Genomic DNA, 24,210 nt, shown 5'->3' with positions numbered 1-24,210 from the left:
GGGAGCTAAGTATGGCACCGAATAATGACAAAATTAACGAAAGATATTACGGTAATATCAATGCAGAAGCTTCGCACATAGCGGCACAGAATCGAGTTCATTGGATGTGTAAACAAGCTAAGGGAAATAAAATTCTTGACGTAGGTTGTAGTCAAGGTATTACCTCCATTTTATTAGGACGAGAAGGATTTGAAGTTACAGGAATTGATATAGAGCAAGAAAGTATTGACTATGCACTTCAAGAGCTAAGCAAAGAATCGGAAACAGTAAAAAAGAATGTGAACTTTTCTCTGCAAAGTGTTCTTGAACACAATAGTTTGAATAAGAAGTACGACACTATAATATTAGGAGAAGTATTAGAACATTTTTCAAACCCTGAAAAACTTCTAACACCACTTTATGAAATGCTTAACCAAGATGGAGTGATTGTAATAACAGTTCCTTTTGGCTATTTGAGGTTTCATGATCATAAACAAACTTTCTATGTTTATAATTTTATGCAGACGGTCCTTCCATATTTTGCGGAAATAGAATTGTCAATCCAAGATAAATATATTTATTTTGTAGGCAATAAGAGAGAACAAAAAGTTGAATTTAATATTAGTGAAGTCGCTTCCGTAGAGACCTTATCTTCGTGGTTAGAGTTAGAAGAGACGTATTTCCTTCAAATTGAGAAAGATAGTTTCCAAAAACAAAAAAATAGAAAAGAATTGTTGGATAAAAGAAAAGAGGAAATCCGTAAGTTGAAAAAGGAGCTTATAGAGAGTCCCTCTGTAAAACACATGAACGAACTTGAGAAAATGTTAAAGAAATATGAGGACTATTTTAAAGAGTTAGAAGATGAACAAACAAATCTTTCTAATACTGATTCCTTACAACCGTTAGTTGAGGTAGCAGTAGAACAGAAGAAAAAGATGGACAATATCCAAAATATATTATTGAATCGAAGAAGTGAAAATCAAAGCGTTAGTTCAGACGATATTAAAAAGTACAAAAATGAAATTAAGAAACAAAAAGATTTAATACGTAAAAAAGATAAGAGCTTGAAAAATGCACGTCAGACTGTACATAACTTGTCTTCAAACAACAATGTACGTTTTCATATAGGGGATGCGATAATTAGATCGAGAAGGTCATTGAAAGATGTAATTAAACTTCCGTTCAGATTGTTTAAATTATACAATAAAGCTAAAAGTGGAGATTTGATAACCAAACCGAAGACATCAAACACATCTAGTGACTCTTCTAATATACAACCGATACCTTCTAGTGGAGAAGGGATAATTTTTGTTCCTACTAATGGAGCAGGGCTTGGCCATTTGACAAGACTTTTGGCAATTGCACGCCGGGTGAGACAAATTGATCCGGAGAGGGAGATTATATTTTTTGCTACTAGCTCTGCAATGCATTTAATATTGCAAGAAGGTTTTCTGGGATATCACTTACCTTCAAAGATGTTGTTCCCAAAAGATGTTTCATCCACACAGTGGAACAACCTTCTTAAAGATCAACTTGGGACCGCTTTGGAGTTGCATCGCCCAAATACGCTAGTGTTCGACGGTGCGTTTCCTTATGCTGGATTAATCTCATCGATGAAACAAGCTGATGATTTAGAGAGAGTTTGGGTTCGAAGAGGTCAACATAAAAAAGGTAAAAAAGAAGTTTCAGGGGATAAAGAAAGAAACTTCCATAAAGTAATAGTTCCTGGGGAAGCAGGAGAACTAAGTGAAGAACTAGATAGTAATAAACTACACTGCAACCCAGTTATATATTTAGATAAAAATGAAACATTGTCTAAAAAAGATGTTCGCAAAATGTGGGGTATCCCGGATGATGGCTTTATAATTTATGTCCAATTAGGTGCGGGTAATATTAATGATATTAACTCTACTCTGAATAAAGTTTTAAACTTACTTAGCCTACGAGATGATATTTATATCGTTTTGGGTGAGTCAGTAATTGGTAAACGTAAAAACATTTTCCGTGATAGGTTATTTGTCATAAGGGACTATCCTAATTCAAGATTTTATGAAGCTTTTGACCTAGCGATTACTGCCGCAGGTTATAACACCTATCATGAATTAATGTATTTTGGCGTTCCTTCAATTTTTATACCAAATGAGGATACCAAGACTGATGATCAATTATCTAGAGCTAAAAAAGCGGAAGCAGCTGAAGCGGGTATTGTGGTTCGAGAACCTATTGAAGAGTCTGTTCTGCGAGAACGTGTTTTGTCAGTCATGGATCCAACATTGAATGAGAAAATGAGAAGAAACGCTAAAAAACTTGTTGTAGAAAACGGGGCAGACGAAATCGCATCATATTTAATAGAACAAATTAAAAGAAGGTAAGGTGTTTGAATGATAATATCGGTTTCATCTGAGGGCAGTAGAGTAATCTTTAGCTTTGAATTAGAAGAAGGAGATAGTAGAAATTATGGTAAGGTTGAGTTTAATCAACCAACCTGTTTTTTTGAAATGCCTGATTCTTGGTCATTGGAAGATGTCCATCCGGACATCTTGGGTTTAGCCTCACTTTTAATGACGTATCCTTTCTTAGGAAATACCATCAAGTTTAATTTTGAGGTAAGTCAACCTTTTGCTGATAAAGTTTATGAAACTACCAAAAAAGTAATTCATAGTGTCGATAAAAATTTAAGTACTAGAAGCATTCCCAATCAAGGTGTGCCAGCTCTCGCTTTCAGTGGTGGAGTAGATTCTACTGCAGCTTTAGAGTTAATGCCAAACCAAACTAAGTCTTTTTTCTTGGATCGGTACATGAGCGAGGGAACAAAATCATTATATAAAAGTGAAGCAGCTCATTACGCATGCAATTATATTGAAAAAAGAGGTAAGTTCATAACAAAAACTGTAAGTGATTTTGAATATATAAGGAAACCAGTCGGCTTTCCTGTCGATGTGTCGAATTCAATTCCAGCTCTTTTGCTATCTGATTTTTATAATTTAGATAGCATTGCATTTGGTACAGTACTAGAGTCCAGTTATAAGGTTGGACATAATAACTTTGAAAATTACCCTGAAAGAACTCACTATAAAAGATGGGGATCCTTATTTTCTAAAGTAGGAATGCCATTTAATTTAGTGGTAGCGGGGATCAGTGAGGTCGGAACTTCAAAGGTAGTCTTACAGTCCAAGTATAGTGAGATTGCTCAATCCTGTATAAGAGGTGAGGTTGGGAAACCGTGCTATAATTGCTGGAAATGTTTCAGGAAATTACTACTAGAGAATGTTCTCGAAAATGGTAAATTGACTGATAACTCCCTAGATTTTCATAAGCTTTTCTCAATCAAAGAGGCGAGGAATCATCTGATAAAGAACCCGATCAAACATGAGAATGTCATTACTTATATAACCTCGCATTATACAGGGGAAAATAAAATGATGACTACTTTAAAGAAAAAAGCAAGAGGGGACAAAGAGAGTATGGAATGGTTAGAGAAATGGTACTCTCCTTCGAATTCCTTGATATTTTCAAGGTATCGAGATGAAATTTTGGAAAGCATAAAAGGACATTTGCAGGTAATGACCGAGAGCGAATTGAACCAAGTGAAAAATTGGGATATGAAATCTCATGTTAATGATTCTAATACAATTAAACTTACTAAAGAGCTAGGTGATATGTTATCCGATCATCAAGCAAGCAGTAAGCATAAGATAAGTCAACCTTTAAAAAATTCTTCTAGTAATGATACGAAAATGATTGTAAAAGAATTATCAAATTTAAATCAGAATCAAAAAGAGATTTCTAACCAGTTAAATGTTATTAGCAATAAACTCGATGATCTTAATTTGCAATTAAAACAAAAAAACAATTCGTATTCAGGCATTTTGAAGAGAAAAATTAATGCTTTGTTAAGTCGTTGACATCAATGTTATGTGTTGTTATAAGAAAGTGTGGGATCTGATATAAGAATTTTATTAATTACGACTTTATATCCCGGCTATGAGACAGAAACAAACCAGGAAGTATCTTATGCCTTGCATCAATTCACAAAAAACTGGGTTGAATCGGGGGTAGAAGTTACAGTAGTAAGAGTCTGGCCATATTATTATTTCCCCATCAATTTACTAACCAAGCAAATCAAGAACAAATTTACAAAGGTCAAAAGCGGCGAATTTGAGCTTGATGGGGTTAAAGTTGTAAGGCTTCCAATCGGTAAGGTTCCGAAATTTTATTATTCAAGCTATGAAATTCGTAGTTTCAGTAAAAAGGTTCTTGAAATTATTAATAATAAAAAGCCTGATGTGGTTATTTCACATATGATATCGCCTTCAATCTATATTGCTCACCATGTATCGCAATGTGTTGAGGCGCCACATATCCATGGTTTCCATTATTCAGATCTTCTAGAGTTAACAAGAAGTAAACTCAGATTTTCACTGTATAAGCGAGTTGAAAAATATGTTGAAAAATTGGCTTTCAGGTCAGAAAAATTAGAACATCAATATTCAAAATTACCTCTAAAATTTAGAAGTGAACAGGACATGGTAGTAATACCGTCAGGAATAAATGACGAGGATATCATTGAACCCACTACTCTTGTTACAAAAAACCAGAATGCGAGTAGAGTGAAAATTTTAATTGCATGTAAGTTAATTCGCCAAAAGAAAGTGGATAATGTCATTGAAGCTCTATCTTCTTTAAAAAACTTACAAAACTTTCAGCTAACTATTGCAGGGGATGGGCCTGAACTAAATAGGCTGAAAAAGCTTGTAAGAAAGTGTGGTTTAGAAGAAGAGGTGGACTTCAAAGGCTTTATCCCCCGTTCAGAAGTTCTGAAATTAATGGAAGTATCCCATATATTTATCATGATAAGCTCCCCAGAAACTTTTGGTGTAGTATATCTAGAAGCTATGGCTAAAGGTTGTTTAACAATCGGTTCCAAAGGAGAAGGAATTGATGGCGTTATTGAAGATGAAATAAATGGATTTCTTTGTAAACCAGGTGATATTCAAGGAATTAGAACTAAATTAAGTGAAATATTCACTCTAGACAATAATCTGAAAAAGAGGATTGTAGCGAACGGAGTAAAAACAGCACAGAATATGTCAGATAAGAGGGTCTCTAGTAACTATCTTAATGAGATCAATAAAACGATAGTAGAATTCAACTCTTAGCTTAGTAGGTTATACCCTTGTATATAATACTGTGTTATACTATCGCTAGTGAACCACAAGATAGGAGTATTTTAATGACGAGTAATAAGCTAAATGCATATTTAATTCTTTCGATTGATTTAGCTATTGTTTTTTTATCATACTACTTTGCTTTTAGATTTCGTTATGTTCAAATCGATCCACGTAATTGGGAGGCTTTTTTGTCATTGCTTCCGTGGATTTTATTAGCGAGTTTAATGATGTATTTCATCTATGATTATTATAATTTTATGAAGAAAACCTCTTCTAAAGTAATAAGTAGTATTATTGTTACAGAACTTACACTTGTAGTGATTACTATGGGGGCATCTTTTCTTCTCAGGGAATTTGCCCTACCACGTTCAATAATACTTTTAGCACTTATTATTCGTACATCATCATTGATATTTTGGAAAGTATCATTTAAAAATCTGTATAACTCCAAAAAAGTGCAGCATGTGCTTTTGGTTGGTGATGAGAATGAATCTACTAAATTAATGAATGTGCTTCAAAAACAAAGTGATAGTTACAACCAAGTTAGGTTTCTCCGTTCTTCGACAGAATTAAATTTAATAAAAGAGAAACTGGGAAAGTTTGACCTTGTTGTACTTGGATCGAACCTTGATGATCAAAAGAAAAGTCAAATCATGTATCATGCTATGAAACTAAATAAAAATGTATTTATAGTTCCAGCCTTATATGAATTATTATTGTCTAAGTCTATCGTTACCCATAGTCATGATACTATGCTGTTAGGAGTTAGTTCTTTTGGTTTGTCTTCGGACCAATTGATTATCAAGAGGGTGATTGATATCGGATTTTCTTTTATTTCCCTTATTATATTGTCACCAATTTTCTTCATTACAGGGACATTAATTAAGTTACAAGAACCTAAGGCTCCCGTCTTTTATTCACAAAAAAGACTAGGAAAGAATAACTGTGAATTTACGATATATAAGTTTCGTTCCATGGTTTGTAATGCCGAGAAGGATACGGGACCGGTACTCTCATCTTCAGAGGATGAAAGAATCACTAAAATTGGAAAATTGATAAGAAGAACTAGGATTGATGAATTGCCTCAATTGGTTAATGTATTAAAAGGCGATATGTCAATAGTTGGTCCAAGGCCAGAACGATTAGCTTTTATGCAGGAATTCATTAAAAATCACAAGGATTACAATTACAGAAGCACTGTTAAACCTGGAATTACAGGCTATGCACAAGTTATGGGAAAGTACACAACAGATGTAGAAGACAAGTTGAGATTTGACCTCTTGTACATTCGGAGTTATTCGCTTTTATTAGATATCAGCATTATCTTAAAAACTATTGCGGTAGTATTAGATAAAACTAAAGCTGAAGGGAAATACACTAATAAAAAAGATGAGGCATCTAGAAAAACTTCCGCTAATTTATAATTAATCGTAGGCATTAGAAGTCATTCTCTTTGGAGTTTGACTTTTTTTAAAAGTAATTTTAATTGATTTCTACCCCTAAAGAATGTTTGGAGAGAGGATTATTGATGGTTATATAATGCGGACATAAGTACAAAGGTGATGGTGTGCCATTCTCAGAAAAATTGTTTTAGTAATCTCCTTTTTAAGTAGTTTTTTTGAATTTATGGTATTCTTACAACACTGATGAATAATTTTAAAATTTGTAAAACCGCGTCTGTTGGATCAAATTACACTAGAATCCTCTCTCCTTCGCTTCACAACTACGTATATGGTATTCTAGAAACATATAATATATTGAACAAAAGTATTAGTGAAATACCATAAAGGGGCTGAAGAACCATGGAAGACCTCTACTCAACCACACTAAAAAACCTTGAAAAAACATTCTTTCCCTACCTTTCCGAGTACCAGCAATTCATAGATTTCCACTCCATTAGAAAAATGAAGCAAGTCACCAAAAATAAACGATCCATCCGCTTTGATCTCCATATAAACGAAGTCGTAGAAATGAAAACCCGTACCATCTTGGACATGTACTGGGATGACATTCTGATCACGGCAGTTATCCCTTCCTCAAGGCCGTTCAGAGCGACGATTGAACTATACAGTGATTCTAAAGAAATACTGATTGCCAGACTAGATATCAACGAAGATGGTAAAATGTTCAGTCCAACCTATATGAAAGAAGAATTTGCTCGTAGAAAAGCGTTAAGAGATACATTCAGTGAATTTTCGATGAAACTTTTTGCGTACCTTAACTCGTATATAGAGTATGGCAGTAAAAAAGAACAATCGACAACGGATCATCATGAAGACACACTCATCGCAGAAGAGTTTAATAGCTGGGAGTTCCCGTATTTAGAGAGACACCCTGACCTCCAAGAGAAATGGATTGATTTAAAAGAACGAACCGCAAAGCAGTATAAGCGAATAGAAGAATTGGATATCGAGGAGAAGTTCTCATTAGAGACAATGGTAGACCGTGATGTTCCTTCTTTTATCGAGTCATTCGAAAGTCTTTCTTCTATTAATAAGGAAGAAAAGAAGGACGACCTGCTGAAGGCCATAGAAGATTTACGGTTATTTATTGAGAAACTGGAAAGAAAAGAAGAGGAGAGTCACTCCCAGAGCTTTGAGAAGAAGAAAGGGATTATATCGTCTAAATACAACAATTCGGACTAAAGCAACGCGTGATCGGAAAGGAGTAAGATACTATGAGCTCGACCGATAAAAGTAAGGACGTTGAAGTGAGCCAGGAGAATGTGGATGTTTCGCTGATCAGGGAAGAAGACATCGACCGTTTGAACAAAGAAGCAGAAGAATATGCGGATAGGCTTGAATCTTCGAATGACCCTTCCGTCTCTCATCTGTTGAAGGAACTGTCGGACTTAGGGGAAAAAGAACAGCATGATGCCGGACAAGCCATGGAGACGATGAAACGGCCAGTCAACGACTTGATGAGTAAAAGTAACAATGATATTCCTCAAACACTGAATGAGCTTGAACGAGTCGTCTCTGATCTGGATCCGAAACGTACACAAGGCAACGGCGTTCAAAAGTTCTTCTATAAACTAAGCAAAACAAAGCCGATTGAACGTTATATGAAGAAATACGAAACCATCGATGGCAAAATCGAAGTCATCATTCGTAGCCTGCTGGCGGGCAAGGACAAGCTGGAAGAAGACAGCGTTGAGCTGCAGCTCATCAAAGAGAACGCACAGAAGCGTGTGTATGAGCTGGAAAAACAGATATATCTAGGCAAGAAACTGTTCGATCTTCTCAAGGAAAAAGAAAGGGAAGGGCAGTATGATACGGCTCTTCTCACAGAAGCAAAAGAGAAGATCATTACGCGTACGAGAAATATGACGCAGATGAAGGTTGTCTTGAACCAGAGCATGTCCTCTGTTGATATCATTAAGAACAACAATGAGAAACTGAAAGAATCGATCCGTAATGCCGTCACGCTCACGAAGAACATCATTACCGTCTCAGCTGCCATCCAGCTTGCCTTGAATAATCAGAAGCAGGTCATTGATACGGTCAATGGAGTCAACAAAGCGACAGAAGAACTGTTGCTTTCGAACTCGCGCAGTTTAAAGGAAAACACGGAGAATACGACGAAGCTGATGGAGAATCCGGCGATTTCGATGGAAGCTCTTCAGGAATCATTCGACAATGTATTCGCAGCCTTGAAGACGACAGAAGAGTCATCGGAACGAATTATCGCTTCCAGTGAGAAATTCATTGAAGAGATGGATGACTTAAGTGATCAAGTTCGAAATCGACTATCTCAGTCACCTAGACTGTCAGACGGCACGAACAAGTTCCTGCAGAAAACGGAATAAGCTTGAATGATCGGATTCCCACGTAAGAAAAACTCTTGCGTGGGAATCCTTTTTTGTGCACAATCCGGCGTAGTGAAACAGCAGAACCGTCCCCCATGTTTCACCAGCATGAAACAAGAGAACCGTCACCGGTTTGCACCCGTTTTGCAAGTTGTGACAACATCGTAAATAATCCGTTATGAAGTTGCAATATTCCTCTTAATCTAGTATAGTCCTCAGTGTACTGACCGTACAGTCACCTCGAAATTCAGCTAGTCAGCTTAGATAGATACAGCAGTAAATCGTAAGGAAGTGAAACATTTGAATGAGAAGAAACGTAGACTCATCGAGAACGGAATGAAACTGTTTGCGAAGAACGGCTTTCATAAGACCTCGATTCAGCAGATTGCGGATCAGAGTGGCGTGTCGAAGGGAGGATTCTATCTTCATTTTGACTCGAAGGAAGACTTGATCATGCAGATCCACCAATATTACTATTACGGATTGATGGATCAGGTCAACGAGGTCAAAAAGCAGAATCTGGCACCTGAGGATATGCTGGCGACGCAGCTTGAGGTTCTCTTGAGTGGATTGGTGTCGAATAAGGAATTCATCATCATGCACATGCAGGAGAATGTCAAAATGCATGATACGAATAGTCAGTTTTTCCTGGAGATTAAGCAGCACAGCTTCAGGTGGGCGCGCAGCAGCTTAATGAGTATCTATGGGGACGCTTTACATAGTAAATCGATTGATGCCGCGATTTTGTTGGAGGGCTTTATCCAAAGCTACATGAAGTGGTTGATCATTGACGATTTGGACTTGGACTTACACAAGTTGTCGAAGTTTATTGTAAGACGGACGATGGATGCTGTGGCAGGAATGATGGAGGAGGAGCATGCTCCTCAAATCACGGAAGAGATGATTGTGACGCATTTCCCTGTGGAGTATAAAAAGAATCAGAGTAAGATGGTTCAGGAAATGCTGATGAGAATGCGCGATAAGCTTGGGGATTTAGACTTATCCGACGAGAAGAATCAGGAGCTGATGGAGGCGATTGGGTTTATGGAAGAAGAGATTCTCGAGGAGCAGCCGAAACTTGTGCTGTTCAAGGGAATGCTGACGCCATTTGCTGATCAGCCGGAGTTCCAGCATGAAGTAGAGATGATCCGCCATGAGATGCGGATTGATGTGAGAGAAAAGAAAGAGTAGGGGGAGAAAATAGAGTGAAGAATTTCATAAAGATAAGTGGACTTATTGTGATTCTTATGGTCCTTGGTGCTTGTTCGCAGGCTGCTCAGTCAGCGGACGGGGAAGAAGAGGAGACCGTAACACCTGTAGAAGTGGGAGAAGTGACGCGTGGCGATTTGACGCTTGAACAGCAGATCAATGGACGCGCGATTGCCAACCAGCAGGCGGGTATCGTTCCCAATACATCGGGTGAACTCGTGGCATTGGAAATCCAGAAAGGCGACTACGTCAAGCAGGGTCAGGTGATTGGCCGTGTTGATGCAGGCTCAGCCCAGGATAACGTTGAATTGCAGCAGCTTTCTGTAGAGTCGGCTCAGAAGAGTGTAGACTCAGCGGTCAATCAGCGTCAGCAGGCTCAACAGGGGCTTGCGAATGCGAAGAAGCAGCTAGAGGCAGCGAAAATTCAAGGGAACAGTAACAGCTCGAGTTCGTCAGTCAACGTAGAGAATGCTCAAATCGAACTGGACCAAGCGAAGAAGTCTCTTGAGCGTACGCAGGAATTGTTCGACGCAGGAGCGGTTTCTGAGCAGGAGCTCGAAAATGCTCAAGTCCGTGTAAAACAGGCGGAGAACGCCCTGCAATCGGCGAAAAACAGCTCAGAATCTGGCGGATCTTCGTCACAGAACTCTGTAGACCAGGCGGAAATCGGGGTTCAACAGGCCCAGCAGCAGCTTGATTCAGCTCAAATCGGAGTCGAGCAGGCGAAAGTGTCGCTTCGTCAGGCCCAAACGCAGCTTGCACAGGCTCATGACGCGCTAAATGATGCAGCGATTACGTCGAATGTAAGCGGGCAAGTGGTCTCGGTAGATGTAGAAATCGGCGATCCGGTTTCCAACACACAGGCCGTTGCTCAGGTTGTGGATGTCAGCCCGATCAAAGCGGAAATCAGTGTCAATGCAGAGAAGCTTCCATTGTTCCAAAGTGGAGGTGACTACTCGGTCAATGTTGATCCTTTAGGGGAATCGTTCACGGCGAGCGTGTCCTACATTTCGCCTGTGACCAATGACACGGGACTTTATCCAATTGAAGCCGTCATTTCGAATGATGAAGAGAAAATCAAACCCGGTATGCTTTTGACGATCAATATGCCGGAAACGACGCTTGAACAGACGCTTCTCGTACCGACCTCCGCTGTTGTCGAAAATTCAACAGAGGCGTTCGTTTACGTAGTAGATGAAGAGAATATTGCGGTACGTAAGACGGTTCAAGTGCTTGAAGCGCAGTCTGATGTAACAGCTGTTTCGGGTGACCTTGCTGAAGGAGATCAGGTCGTGACGAAAGGTCAAATTACCCTTGATGACGGGAATAAAGTGCAGCTCATCGAGGAGGAGAATTAATTGAAACTCGTTGAAACGTCCGTCAAACGCCCGGTAGGGGTAACGATGATTGTGCTCGCGATTCTCGCTCTCGGTTTTGTCTCCTTCAGAGGGCTGAACATCGACCTTTATCCGGAAATTGATCTACCGGTTGCGGTTGTCGCAACCAACTATGACAATGCAGCACCACAGGAAGTCGAACGATTAGTCAGTGAACCGATCGAATCCGCCATCAGTACAGTCGAAGGAATCGACACGATCCAGTCGCAGTCTCAGCTTGGATCGTCCCTCATTCTTATGTTTTTCAAAAGCGGTACCGATTTAGATAATGCGCTTCTGAAAGTCCGGGAGAATGTGGACCAAGTTTCTGGAGCGCTGCCTGAAGATGCAGCGGACCCAAGCATTCTCAGGTTCGACCCCCAACAGACGCCGGTCATTACCCTCGGCCTGAAGGGAGCGGACTTGTCACAGCTTGAAGCGATCGCCGAAGATGAAGTCGTTCCGATGCTGGAACGTCAAGGCGGCGTCGGCTCCGTCAATACGCAGGGTGGACAGACGCGTGAGGTGCAAGTCGAAGTCGAGCCGGGCAAGCTGGCTCAATACGGCCTGACGCGCTCGTCCCTTGCCCAGGCGATTAACGGCGCCAACCAGTCTGCCTCTGCAGGTGTGATTGAAAAAGGGGACCAGGATCTCCAAATTCGTGTGCAAGGTGAATTTCAGTCTGTAGACGATGTTCGAGACACGAATATCGTGACACCGGCTGGCGCTCAGCTTAAGGTAGGCGATATCGCCTTTGTTGAGGATACGTTTAAAGAGCAAAGCACCATTACGAAAGTCGACGGCGAAGAAGCCCTCGTTCTTTCTGTCTTGAAACAGTCGGACGGAAACACGGTAGAGGTGTCCGACAATGTGAGAAGCGCAATGGATGAAATTCAAGGCGAGCTTCCTGAGGGAGTCGAGATGAATGTCGTGCTTGATACGGCTGACTTCATTAAACAGTCGATCAGCTCGGTTGTTATGAACATCATCTTCGGAGGTATTTTCTCCGTCATCGTTCTCCTGCTCTTCCTGAAGAGTGTCCGTGCAACGATTGTCATCGGGATTTCGATTCCAATCGCGATCATCAGTACGTTCGCCCTGATGTACTTTACGGGCAACACGCTGAACGTCCTGACGATGGGTGGACTTGCCCTCGGGATCGGGATGATCGTCGACAGTGCCATCGTAATACTCGAGAACATCGTGTACTACAGGCAGCAGGGATACAAGCTGAAGGAAGCGGCGATCGAGGGTGCATCCGAATTAGCACCCGCCGTTATTGCATCCACGACGACGACGCTTGTCGTATTCGCACCGATCGTGTTCGTTGAGGGAATTGCGTCCGAGCTGTTCACGCCGCTCGCGCTGACGATCTGTTTTGCCCTCATTGCATCCCTGATCGTATCGGTGACATTGATCCCGATGCTGTCCTCGAAGCTGTTAACAAAAATGATGAAGGAAAATGGCCGCAGATACTGGTTCGACCGACTGCTTGATCGAATCAAGAATTTCTATGCAAGTATCTTGAAGTGGGCGCTCAACCACCGGAAGTCGACCATCTTCATCTCGATTGCAGCGGTGGCGGGAAGTCTATTCCTTATTCCGTTTATCGGAAGTGCCTTCATTCCGTCGTCCGACCAGGGTCAGATTTCGATTTCGGTGTCGACGCAGGAAGGAACATCACTCGAAAATACCGAAGACGTAACGATGCAGATCGATGAAAAACTAGCAGACTATCAAAGTGTCATCGCCTCGAACCAGCTGACGGTCGGTGGCGGAGGAGACGGTGGCTTGTCCACGTCATCCAACTCGGCAAGCTATACGATCCAGCTCGTTCCACCAGGTGAACGTGAAATCACGACAACCGAAGTGGTCAGCGAACTGCGGACGAAAGTGCAGGACATCGTTGGCGCTGAAATTACCGTCGGAGCTCTTACAGGGGGAATCGGTGGCGGGGATCCTGTCTCCATTCAGCTGAACGGGGAAGACTACGACGTCCTGACTGAACTGGCCGACCAAGTCGTGGTCATGATTTCTGATATCGAAGGCGTGGAAAACCCGGAGAGCTCAGCTGAAGGCGGACGCCCGGAAATCCAGGTGCAGGTCGACCGTGACAAGGCGACGCAGTACGGTCTGACCTACCAGCAGATCATGTCCGATGTGCGGGCAGCGTTCAGCGGTCAGTTAGCGACACGTTATCGTACCGATGGCGAAGAGCTGGACGTCCGAATTGTTTTACCAGAAGAATCAAAAGACACGATCAGCGATCTTGAAACGATGCAAATCCAAACGAGTGACGGATCGCTCATTCCACTCGCGACGGTTGCGGAGCTTGAACAGGTTCAAGGACCGACGACGCTCGTCCGTGAGAATTCGGAGAAGCAGGTCAACGTCACAAGTGGATTGTCTGGACGTGACCTCGGAAGTGTCACGCAGGATATCGAACAGCGTCTCGACAACTTGAACTTCCCGGATGGCTATTCCTATTCCATGGGTGGTCAGGTGGAAGACATGGCGGAATCCTTCGGCGATCTTGCCCTGGCGCTCGTCTTCTCGATTTTCCTTGTGTATGCAGTGATGGCTGTGCAGTTTGAGAACTTCCTATATCCGTTCGTCATCATGTTCTCGATGCCGACGACGGCGGTCGGGGTATTCGGTGGTCTGTACATCACAGGTCAGCCGCTCAGTATTCCAGCCTTCATAGGGGTGATCATGCTCGCCGGTATTGTCGTCAACAACGCCATCGTGCTTGTCGACTACATCAATATTTTGAGAAGCCGCGGGTATGATCGTACAGAAGCGATCATCGAAGCGGGTCGAAGCCGTCTGCGTCCGATCCTGATGACGACGCTGACGACCGTTCTCGGTATGGTGCCGCTTGCGCTCGGAATCGGGCAGGGAACCGAAGCCCAGCAGCCGATGGCCATCACCATCATCTTCGGTCTAAGCATCTCAAGTATCTTCACATTAGTGCTTATTCCAGTCGTCTACACGTTATTCGACGGGCTGTCCCGCCGGATCGTGAACCTTTTCAACCGAAAAGGAAAGAAGAAAAAGAGGAATGAAGAAGTAACAGAATAAATTCGGAGCAGGGCCTCGGTCCTGCTTCCTACATAGGAGTGAAACCACCAATTGAAGAAAAGAAATCGTCTGATGATCATAGCCCTTGCGACGGCTTCCATTCCAGTCGGCTTCGTTGCAGCAGATGGGATCGAGTCCTGGTCTTTTAACGAAGCGGCGGAGGAAATCGAAGAGAACGACCTCGGCAGCCAGATCCAAAACGACCTGCCTGAAATCGACAGTGATTCTCAAGCCTATCAGTCCAACTTTTCTGATGAGTTGAGTGAAATCCAAGACGTCCAGAACCAGAACAGCAACTTCCAACAGGAAAAAGCCGCTGAACTGTCGGCCTACACGACGCTTTGGAACTACTGGACAGCCGAGCAGAACAAACAGATCAGCAAAGCGAACCTGGGAAAAGCACTGGATGAGCTTGAAATCGTCAAAGTGGAGCGGAAAAACGGCGTAGCGTCAGAGATGGACGTCATTCAGTCTGAGATGAACGTCACGAACGCAAATGTCTCGCTAGAGAATGCCCAGCAGGGCGTGAAGCTCAGCCAGTTCCAAGTGAACCAGAAGTTGAACCAGCCGCTGGATACTCCGATTACGCTTGAGGATATTCCGGATCCTGGTGTGGTGCCGGAAGAACTCTACAATGTCTCAACTTATGAATCGATGATAAAGAATCATGCATCCCTCGACACTTTGAAAAAGCAAGTGGCGGTGTATGAAGATATCGTGAGCCAAGTCGACAACCTAACTGTTCTCGGTGGATCTGATATGAGAAAACAAATAGAGAATCTGGAAGACCAGATTGCTCAGATTGAAAATCAAATTGAAGAGTTGGCTGAAGTGAAGGAAGTTTTACCAGAAACCCTTCCTCCTGATGCTGGAACAGACTCTAGTCAAGGTCCGCGTACAAAACAAGAGGCTCAAGCTCAAATTGATAAGCTTGTAGGACAGCTCTCCACTTTGGATGATCAACTAGAGGATGCAGAAGATCGTTACGACGATGCCATCAGTGATCGAAATGTAGCAGAGCAGGAACTTGAAGAATACTACAAAGTCGAACTCCAAAACGCTCGCATCCGCCTTCAACAGCAGGAGAACGCTCTAGAACTGCTGTTGAACCAATACGCCGAGCAGCTGAAAACGTTGGACACTCAAATCAAGAGCTACGAGTCGAACGTCGAAAAAGCACAAGCACTTTATGAAAAAACAGAAGCTCTTCTGAACAATGGCATGATCACACCATCTCAGCTCGAAGACTCCCGCCTGAGCATCCAGAACCAACAGCTCAGCTTGAAGCAGGCCGAGAAGGATTACGCAGTGAAGAAAAAAGAATTAACACTATTCCTTGATGGCTACTTGCCACAGGGAGGGTAATTATGAAAGCCTTGAGGGGAAGTCCTCAAGGCTTTTTTCTTATCTGGTAAGAAGAGGAACGGATCGAGCGATCTGGATTCAAGGAAGCATTGGATTGATCGATTCTGTTCTTCGGCAAGGGAGTAATGGGACAGAGCCACCGCAGATGCAGTGAATGTAGTCCCAATAAAAAATAATCGGGACAGTGAGCGGCCCTGTTGAAGTGGATGTAGTCCCAATAAAAGATAATCGGGACAGCGAGCGGCGCTGTTGAAGTGGATGTAGTCCCAATAAAAGATAATCGGGACAGTGAGCGGCGCTGTTGAAGTGCATGTAGTCCCAATAAGAGATAATTGGGACAGCGAGCGGCGCGGGTGAGTCAAGTCCTTAATCTTGTGTAAATTCCTATCCACAGTATTTTTACCTATTAAAGCTAGAGGTGGTTGTGATTTTAGGGGAGGGAAGGGCCCTTCCCTCCCCTAAAATCACTTCGCCGCCTTGTCGCTACCCGTATAACCTTTCGCTCGTATAAGCGGTCGTCTTTCGCTGATCTCTTCGGCATATCCCATGAGCACAGCTCCTAATAGTCGGAAGGCTGATTGCGTGTTAGGGAAGATGCGGATCACCCTTTCTCGCTTTCTTACTTCCTGATTAACGCGTTCTAATGAATTCGTTGAATGGATGTACAAGTGGTAAGGATCCGGTTCGCTTAGGTATTGAATCGCATCATCAAATCCTTCTTCTAGTTTCTGAATCGTTTTATCAAGTTTTGGGTTGTCTTGATACTTCGAGATGAATTTCTCTTTAAATTCCCTTGCACTCTCAGGTGTGTTGGCATTGAATATACTCTTCAAGTCACGTCTGAATTCTTCCTGGTTTTTCTTCGGCATCGAATGGATGAGGTTCTTCTTGAAGTGGACGGTGCAGCGTTGCCAGGCCGTGCCGATAAAAGCCTTTTGAATCGCTTTTTTTAACCCTGCGTGAGCGTCTGAAATAATAAGTTTCGGAGATTGGAGTCCCCTGCCTTTCAAGTCTTCAAAGAAAGCTTTCCACGCTTCATAACTCTCTTCATGATCGACTTTCATCCCCAATACTTCCCGTTTATTCTGGCTGTTGATGGCAGTCGCAATGTAGACGGCTTTGGATACGACTTTATGGTGTTCTCGAACTTTGATATACATCGCGTCCACGAACACATAAGGATAGTATTCAGTGTTTAACGGTCGCTGTGCCCACTTCCGTGCGACCGGATCTAGTTTCTCAGTCAAAGATGAGACGAACGATTTAGAAACCTTGGTACCACAAAGCTCTTGAACGATATTCTTGACTTTGCGCGTAGACACGCCCTGAACAACCATTTCTAACATAGCGATCGTAAAAGCCTGGTCACACCGCTGATATTTCTCAAAAAGGGATGTAGAAAATTCACCACTCCTTGTGCGTGGGACCCGCAACTGAACCCGTCCGATTTGAAGTAATAGTCCCCGATCATAATAACCATTTCGGTAATCTTTACGCTCCCCACTGCGTTCGTATGGTGAAACCTCTAAGTGATCGTCACGCTCTTTTTCCATATATTCATTTAGAACCAAGACGGCTACAGACTTCATCACTGATTCCATATCAGAATTAAGAATGGATTCTTTTAACTTTTCCATATTTAGGTTAAACTGAATTTGAGTCATCATCATTTCTCCTTCACAAGTTTTTAGCGGTAAAAACATTGTGGTCGGAATGGTGATGACTTATTCTTTTTACACAATTATACGGACTTAATCCGCGGGTGGAGTGAATGTAGTCCCATTAAAAAATGATCGGGACAAGGAGCCCGGCTACGCGGTCCTGTCAGTCCCGATAAAAAAGATCAGGACTCACAGCAGCATCAACCGCATCTGGCAGTCCCAATCCAACTGTCACAAAGAAGGACACACACATAATGTAACGCGTCTGTGCCCCACTGCTTTAAAATATTTTGTAAAAGCGGTTTGAGTGCGGACCATAAAAGGGAAAGAGACTTGAGAGCCATAAGATTAAATGTAATGACCATAAAGGAAGGAATAAGTTCTATGAAGAGAAAACTCATCGTAGGGCTTTCTCTTTGTGCTCTTAGAAAAGTTTACTGAAACAAAATGACCAATTCGTGTAGGTGAAGTCGACTTTTAGGGACTTGCTTCCCAAAAAAGGACTGTATTTTTGTACACTTGTGTATAGTGACTCTAATTGTGTGTAATTATTCAAATAAGGTTCATCCACACCCTTTATTTACCATGAACGCATCTTAAGAATTCAACTACGGAGGTGATGAGAGTGAAGGAGGTCTATGACGTATTGATTGCGGAAGACCATGATGAAGCTCGGGAAATTTTGCGGGAATTCGTTGATTTACATAGTGGGTTTCGGGTGATCGGTGAGGTGAAGAGCGGGGATGAACTGCTGCCTGTGGTGATGGAACTTGAGCCGGATTTGCTTATGGTCGACATCAACATGCCGGGGAAGAGTGGAGTCGAGGCGGTCAAGGAGTGTCTTGAAGTCTACAGCAAGCTGTTTTTCATTTTCGTGACGGCATATGATGAGTACGCGATTGAGGCGTTTGATATGGAGGCGGTGGACTATCTTGTGAAACCGATTCAGAAGAAGAGGGTTTTCACGGCGTTGGAGAAGTCGAAAAGGATCTTGAAGTTTTATACGGGAGAGGAGCAGTTGAACCATAAGGTAGAAGTGAAGTTCGGCCGTGAGATCTATTTCATCCGATTGAAGGACATTTTATTTGTTGAGAAAATCGGGCGGAAGCTGTATATCCACACTCTTCATCAAGTGTATGAAACGGTAGATACGCTGGAGCATTTCAGCAAGCAGCTCAATGATTACTTCTTCCAATCTCATCGTTCGTGTCTCCTTAATGTTCATCATCTGACATCCATTAAGATTTCAGGGAAGTCTTATCTCGGATACTTCTCAGGTTACGACAAAACGGCTCCAATCTCGAAACAGCGTATTGAAGCGCTTAAGCAAAAGATCAAGAGGACGATATAAGGTATACTCCGATCGGGGTGTTTAGTTTATTAATGGTCGACGAATTTAGCACATAGAGAGGTGCTTACTCAACTCTTTCATTTGACTGAATCCGAGGGCAGAGGTGCGATCGGTTTACTTTTGCATGCCTTTGTTTTGCGGTGGAATGGTTTTTAGAGAAAAAGAACGGAGGAGGAAATATGAGTGTGTGGCCTGAACTCTACAGAGTGGAGTTCATCGTAAGTATTATTGTATGCAATATATTGTTCAGTGCTTTGACGCTGTATTTATTACACAAGGCAGACAAGGCACGTCGCTATCGTTATGGCGCGATTCTATCCTTTGCAACAGGGGTTTGGGTCATTGATGTCTTACAAGCGAGGGGCTTGTTCCAGGTATCGTTTTCTTCCATTTTTACAAATGATTTTTTCGATAGTCTGCTGTCGTTAATACTTGTTTCTGCCTTTTCTCTCCTTCTTTATTACGGTTTGCGGTATTGGGAAAGGTCTAATATGGGGGTGAATGCAGGAGCGGTTATTTTAAGTTTGGGTTTCCTTGCTGTTCACTTCAGTGGACTGCTGATCATTCGGTCTGATGTGCACATGTACATCGGTTACGGCCAGGCCTTACTCGCTTTTGCTGTCTGTCTCCTCTTTTCCTATGGAATGCTGCGCTATGCGAAGGAGTGGAAGGGCGAATTCTTTACATATGCCAGCCCTTTTCTAATCGATGCAGTAGCTGTCGGGGCCATCATGTCCTTTTTACAAGTGGTGGGGATAGAAGCGTTTGTATACTATGTGGAAAGTGACGTTCCAGTGCGTGAGGTGGATTTATGGATCAGTAACACAACCGTTCTCGTTTTCCTAGGTATGTTGATGGCAGTCCTTGGACTCGCGTATTACGGGAAGCATAAGGCGCTGGGGCAAAGCAGGATACATAAAGAACATTACCATTCGCTGTTTCACAGCAGTCCGAATATGCTGTGCATGGTGAATGGGAAAGGTGAGATCGTTCATGCCAACATTCCGTTTCTCAAAATGATGGGAAGGCAGAGGATAGCGCTGCCGGAGAAAATCACTTCGTTGTTCATCGAGCAGGACGAAGTGGAGGAGTGTATTTTGAAGTCTATGCGAGGTGAGAGGCTGCGCTACCGGACGGAAATGAAGATTCAGGACCACAAGCTTATGGTCATCGTGACGCACATTCCAATCTCTGCGACGTCCATGATTATGCATATACAAGATCAAACCGAGCTTGAGGTGGCGAGAAAAGAAGTGCTTTCAAAGGCGCATCTGCAGGAGCAGATCCTCTCTGCTTTTTCAGAAGGTCTGTTCGTCCACGACTTGGAGGGAAGGACGATCGAAGCGAACAGCCGAGCCGCGGAATTATTGGGTGTTTCCTTTTCTGAAGTCTATCAGGTCAATCCGTTTGATATAGGCTGGGATTTCGTTACAGAAAGGGGAGAGCCCGTCCTGAATTCTGACATTCCAAGTGTAAAAGCAATCAGAACGGGTACAGTGCAAGCAAACGAGATTTTAGGAATCAGGAGGAGTAAAAGGGAGATCCAATGGCTCTCGATCACCGCCTCTCCTCTCTACTTGCATGATGAATTCACGGGTGTCGTCGTCACGTTCTCCGATGTGACCTCCGATATTACGCAGACCCTGCAGCTCGAGGAAGCCAATACGGAGTTAAGAAAAACGATCGCGACCGTACGAGAAGAGAACAAGGCGAAATCGGAAGTCCTTTCACGAATGAGTCATGAACTACGGACACCGCTGAACAGCATCATCGGCTACAGCGAGCTTGTAGTCGATAACTATGAGCGAAAAGAAGCAATCGGTCATGACGAAGTACAGAAAGTGAAGAAGATCCTTGAGGCGGGTGAACACCTGCAGCAGATGATTGGGGAAGTACTCGACGTTTCGAGGCTCGAATATCAGCAAGTGGACATCCGGAAAGAGCCGGTGGACTTGACCGAAACGCTGAACGGAGCCATCGATATCGTCACGCCGGACGCCCAGAAGCAACATATAGGCATACACATGACGATGGGGCATCAACCTGACTACATACTAGGAGACCGCCTTTTTTTAAAACAAGTGATTGTGAACCTGCTAGATAATGCGATCAAATACAACAAGCCTTACGGACATGTATATGTGACGACACATTGTGTTGACGACAGCGTGGCGATTTCCATCAAGGACGAAGGAAAAGGCATCGAGCAGTCGTATCAAAACCTTATTTTCGAACCCTTCTATCGTATTCCGACCACTGACGTGCATGGAACCGGACTCGGCTTGAGCATTGTCAAGCATGCACTCGACCGGATGGGAGGAAACTATGGGGTGACGAGTTCGCCTGACGAAGGCAGCACATTCTGGATTTCTCTCCCGCTGAACGAGAAAGTATCTCAAAAAGTAGGGTCGAATGCCTGAATGGGAAGATAACCGTCTCTATCCTCAGAGTACAGCCTGTTTAAAGCGTCCGATAGAGCTAGACGATTTCCGAACCTTCCAATAGACTGAATCTTAATCAGGGGGAGAAAGAGAAAATATCAGGGATGAATAGAGGGACCAACTATGCAGAGAATCATTGATTTCTTCCACACATCAATGGGCGATGATCCAACGTTTCTAAAGGACCTCATGGACGGCGTAACAGACTTCATTTTTATCATGAAAAAAGAAAAAGAAACGTATTGTTTCGAATTCGTGAATAAAGCAGCTTTAGAAAAGCTCCGCATGCAACAGACCTGGCATCGGAAGGCATTGAATGAAATCCTTCCAGAAGACGAAGCAGGCTGCTGGACAGAGAACTGCGACAAAGCGGAATTCACGAGAAAATCCTGCGAAGTGGAACGAGACAGTGGAGTCCTAGCCGGCCGTACCGTCTGGAAGCCTTTGTTCAATCAAAAAGGGATATGCACCTACATCGTTTCGGTGACGTGCAAAGAACGGAAGCAAAGGAAAGAGATCTATGAGTCATTAATGAAAGAGAAGACAGATGCTTTTCTCGTACTGTCCCCGGAAGGACACGTGCTCGGAGTGAATACGGCCTTCGAAGAAAAATTCGGTTGGAGCGACGACGAACTGCACGACAGGCACCTCCCGTTCGTTCCAGACCACTTGGAACAAGAACATCAGGCACTCCTACAAGACGTACTGAACGGTCAGTTCATCAAATCGTATACGACGGTCCGGAAGACGAAAGACGGCGAATGGAGAAATGCTGTCATCTCGATGTATCCTCATCGGAATGTGAAGGGAAAGATAGTCGGGATCAGTGCGATTATCAGGTAGATCAACGGGAAGTCCTGTTCAGCGGGGCTTCCTTTTTATTTTGTCGCGCAATCGGAAGAGGTCGTCCTGAACGCGCATAGACTGCCCTCGAGCGCGCATAGTCAGGTCTCGGTCGCGCATAGACTGCCCTCGAGCGCGCATAGTCAGGTCTCGGTCGCGCATAGTCTGACCCCGAACGCGCATAGCCCAGCCCGACGAGCGAACACAGCCTCAAAATGGTCTTGAGAAGTCGTCTCACAACCGTTTTACCAAACCCATCCACAGAAAACACACCCCAACCCACGACTTACTTAGAAAAAAATACCATTAACTAGTAAAAACAGGTTCTTCTCACATTTATCTTTACAGAAATAAACTGATTACTTACATATTAAAAATGTATCGTTTATACTAAGAAAGGACCTAACATCTGTACAAACAGGAGGTACACAATAACCATGAAACCTTTGAATGTAGAAAGTGCTGCGCGAAAGAAATCCATGGAGAACATGACCTTTGTTTTGTTTGGCGCAACAGGAGATTTAGCGAAACGCAAAATTTATCCTGCTTTATATAATCTATACTTAGACGGGAAGATGCCTCAGTCGATGTCTGTCATCGGACTTGGACGCACCCCTCTATCCAGCGAAGACCTTCAAGGACAAATTGAAGATGCTCTTCACCAATTCTCAAGAAGAGATGTGCAGAACGATAATCTGCAGGACTTCCTTGATAAATTCCGTTACTTTATCTTCGACGCGATGAAAGAAGAATCTTACGTGGAATTGCGTAAGTTCATGGAAGAGCGGGAAGCGGAGCTCGGTATTCCGGACAACCGTCTGTTCTACCTGTCAGTCGCACCACGCTTGATCAACAGCATCGTGAACGAATTGGACGCGAGTGGCATCAGCCGCACGAACGGATGGCGTCGTCTAATCGTCGAGAAGCCGTTCGGAACAGATCTTGAATCTGCTCGTGAACTGAATGCAACATTGCAGGAAGTATTTGAAGAAGATGAAATTTACCGTATCGACCATTACCTTGGAAAACCGATGGTCCAAAACATCGAATCCCTGATTCGACCGAACCCGATCCTGCAGGCCTTATGGGATCACTCTCAAATTTCGAACGTACAGATTACCGCAAGTGAAACGGTCGGAGTCGGTTCTCGTGCGTCGTATTATGACAAAGCCGGAGCGATCCGTGATATGGTGCAGAACCATTTGTTACAATTAGTGATGATGACGGCGGTTCACCATGAACAGAAGCTTTCTTCCACACAGATCCAGAAGAAGAAGCGTGAAATCATGGAATCCATCAGCCCGGTCAGCGAACAGGACTTGGAGAACAACATCATCCGCGGACAGTACACGCCAGGTGTCGTATCCGGTGAATCTGTAAAAGGATACCAGGAGGAAGACGGCGTCAAAGAAGAGTCACACAATGACACCTTCTTTGCGGCAAAACTGTGCATCAACAACGAGCACTGGAACGGCATTCCGTTCTATATCCGCACAGGAAAACGGATGAACGAGAAGGCGACTCGCATCGTGATCGAGTTCAAAGAAGACAGTGAAGCAACGAAGGATGTTGGGATCGTTTCCAATCTTCTGATTATTGAAATCAACCCGAACGAGAGTGTTTCGCTGCGCGTAAACGTGGCCAACCACTCGAGCGACAAGTTCGAACCAACGTACATCGGGTTCTCGAAAAACGCTGACCAACAGCCGGAAGCCTATGAACGATTATTGTATGACGGCATGATCGGTGACTCGACCTTTTTTGCACACTGGCATGAAGTTGAATTATCATGGGAATGGGTACAACCGATTCTCGACGCCTTCGCAGGAAACGAAGTACCGCTTCATACGTATGCAGCCGGTTCAACCGGACCAGAAGCATCTCACGAACTCGTGCGTCGTGACGGATTCAATTGGAACTAAGAG

The 24,210-nt window shown here is 43.3% G+C and carries 15 protein-coding genes; 14 read left to right on the top strand and 1 reads right to left on the bottom strand.

The features are described from left to right. Window positions 1-11: 11 nt before the first annotated feature. The 10 genes from LCM20_RS10250 to LCM20_RS10205 all read left to right on the top strand — a co-directional run bounded on the left by LCM20_RS10250 (window position 12) and on the right by LCM20_RS10205 (window position 15,989). Window positions 12-2,351 (top strand): methyltransferase domain-containing protein, encoded by a 2,340-nt coding sequence (locus tag LCM20_RS10250; protein ID WP_225195363.1) that lies wholly within the window; start codon window positions 12-14, stop codon window positions 2,349-2,351. 9 nt (window positions 2,352-2,360) lie between these two features. Beyond that, window positions 2,361-3,884, top strand: coding sequence for a DUF6395 domain-containing protein (locus LCM20_RS10245; RefSeq protein ID WP_225195362.1), 1,524 nt, complete (start codon window positions 2,361-2,363; stop codon window positions 3,882-3,884). A gap of 114 nt (window positions 3,885-3,998) precedes the next feature. Further along, window positions 3,999-5,138 (top strand): glycosyltransferase, encoded by a 1,140-nt coding sequence (locus LCM20_RS10240; protein ID WP_263622057.1) that lies wholly within the window; start codon window positions 3,999-4,001, stop codon window positions 5,136-5,138. Between the two features lie 74 nt (window positions 5,139-5,212). Next, window positions 5,213-6,574, top strand: a complete 1,362-nt coding sequence (locus tag LCM20_RS10235; RefSeq protein ID WP_225195360.1) for a sugar transferase — start codon at window positions 5,213-5,215, stop codon at window positions 6,572-6,574. Between the two features lie 480 nt (window positions 6,575-7,054). Next, entirely contained in the window at window positions 7,055-7,795 is a 741-nt protein-coding gene (locus LCM20_RS10230; RefSeq protein WP_225195359.1) for a hypothetical protein, read from the top strand. 32 nt (window positions 7,796-7,827) lie between these two features. Next, window positions 7,828-8,958: a toxic anion resistance protein gene (locus LCM20_RS10225; protein ID WP_225195358.1), complete on the top strand. Its 1,131-nt coding sequence runs from the start codon at window positions 7,828-7,830 to the stop codon at window positions 8,956-8,958. 300 nt (window positions 8,959-9,258) lie between these two features. Further along, window positions 9,259-10,149, top strand: coding sequence for a TetR/AcrR family transcriptional regulator (locus LCM20_RS10220; protein WP_225195357.1), 891 nt, complete (start codon window positions 9,259-9,261; stop codon window positions 10,147-10,149). A gap of 14 nt (window positions 10,150-10,163) precedes the next feature. Next, window positions 10,164-11,525: an efflux RND transporter periplasmic adaptor subunit gene (locus LCM20_RS10215; protein WP_225195356.1), complete on the top strand. Its 1,362-nt coding sequence runs from the start codon at window positions 10,164-10,166 to the stop codon at window positions 11,523-11,525. Then, window positions 11,526-14,624, top strand: coding sequence for an efflux RND transporter permease subunit (locus tag LCM20_RS10210; RefSeq protein ID WP_225195355.1), 3,099 nt, complete (start codon window positions 11,526-11,528; stop codon window positions 14,622-14,624). 51 nt (window positions 14,625-14,675) lie between these two features. Further along, window positions 14,676-15,989, top strand: coding sequence for a TolC family protein (locus LCM20_RS10205; protein ID WP_225195354.1), 1,314 nt, complete (start codon window positions 14,676-14,678; stop codon window positions 15,987-15,989). 464 nt (window positions 15,990-16,453) lie between these two features. Here the strand turns inward: LCM20_RS10205 and LCM20_RS10200 are convergent, their stop codons facing one another. Then, window positions 16,454-17,653: an IS256 family transposase gene (locus LCM20_RS10200; protein ID WP_225195353.1), complete on the bottom strand. Its 1,200-nt coding sequence runs from the start codon at window positions 17,651-17,653 to the stop codon at window positions 16,454-16,456. 622 nt (window positions 17,654-18,275) lie between these two features. On the opposite strand from LCM20_RS10200, the gene LCM20_RS10195 reads away from it, so the two are divergent. The 4 genes from LCM20_RS10195 (at window position 18,276) to zwf (ending at window position 24,207) form a co-directional block, all read left to right on the top strand. Further along, a complete protein-coding gene (locus LCM20_RS10195; protein ID WP_225195352.1) occupies window positions 18,276-19,001 on the top strand; it encodes a LytR/AlgR family response regulator transcription factor in 726 nt (241 codons plus the stop codon). 179 nt (window positions 19,002-19,180) lie between these two features. Beyond that, window positions 19,181-21,421: a PAS domain-containing sensor histidine kinase gene (locus tag LCM20_RS10190; protein ID WP_225195351.1), complete on the top strand. Its 2,241-nt coding sequence runs from the start codon at window positions 19,181-19,183 to the stop codon at window positions 21,419-21,421. A 144-nt stretch (window positions 21,422-21,565) separates the two neighbouring features. Further along, the gene (locus LCM20_RS10185; protein ID WP_225195350.1) at window positions 21,566-22,285 is read left to right on the top strand and encodes a PAS domain-containing protein; all 720 of its coding nucleotides are present in this window, start codon (window positions 21,566-21,568) and stop codon (window positions 22,283-22,285) included. A 479-nt stretch (window positions 22,286-22,764) separates the two neighbouring features. Beyond that, window positions 22,765-24,207 (top strand): glucose-6-phosphate dehydrogenase, encoded by a 1,443-nt coding sequence (zwf, locus tag LCM20_RS10180; RefSeq protein WP_225195728.1) that lies wholly within the window; start codon window positions 22,765-22,767, stop codon window positions 24,205-24,207. The last annotated feature ends 3 nt before the right edge of the window (window positions 24,208-24,210 follow it).

The organism is Halobacillus litoralis (assembly GCF_020171725.1).
In the GTDB taxonomy this organism is placed as follows: domain Bacteria; phylum Bacillota; class Bacilli; order Bacillales; family Halobacillaceae; genus Halobacillus; species Halobacillus litoralis_F.
This window is presented reverse-complemented; position numbering and strand designations above follow the sequence as displayed.

Bases quoted from the DNA above. Each gene is read 5' to 3' on its own strand.
- LCM20_RS10225 (WP_225195358.1), top strand. From the start codon at position 7,828: ATGAGCTCGACCGATAAAAGTAAGGACGTTGAAGTGAGCCAGGAGAAT.
- LCM20_RS10250 (WP_225195363.1), top strand. From the start codon at position 12: ATGGCACCGAATAATGACAAAATTAACGAAAGATATTACGGTAATATC.
- LCM20_RS10245 (WP_225195362.1), top strand. From the start codon at position 2,361: ATGATAATATCGGTTTCATCTGAGGGCAGTAGAGTAATCTTTAGCTTT.
- LCM20_RS10185 (WP_225195350.1), top strand. From the start codon at position 21,566: ATGCAGAGAATCATTGATTTCTTCCACACATCAATGGGCGATGATCCA.
- LCM20_RS10190 (WP_225195351.1), top strand. From the start codon at position 19,181: ATGAGTGTGTGGCCTGAACTCTACAGAGTGGAGTTCATCGTAAGTATT.
- LCM20_RS10235 (WP_225195360.1), top strand. From the start codon at position 5,213: ATGACGAGTAATAAGCTAAATGCATATTTAATTCTTTCGATTGATTTA.
- zwf (WP_225195728.1), top strand. From the start codon at position 22,765: ATGGAGAACATGACCTTTGTTTTGTTTGGCGCAACAGGAGATTTAGCG.
- LCM20_RS10230 (WP_225195359.1), top strand. From the start codon at position 7,055: ATGAAGCAAGTCACCAAAAATAAACGATCCATCCGCTTTGATCTCCAT.
- LCM20_RS10200 (WP_225195353.1), bottom strand. From the start codon at position 17,653: ATGACTCAAATTCAGTTTAACCTAAATATGGAAAAGTTAAAAGAATCC.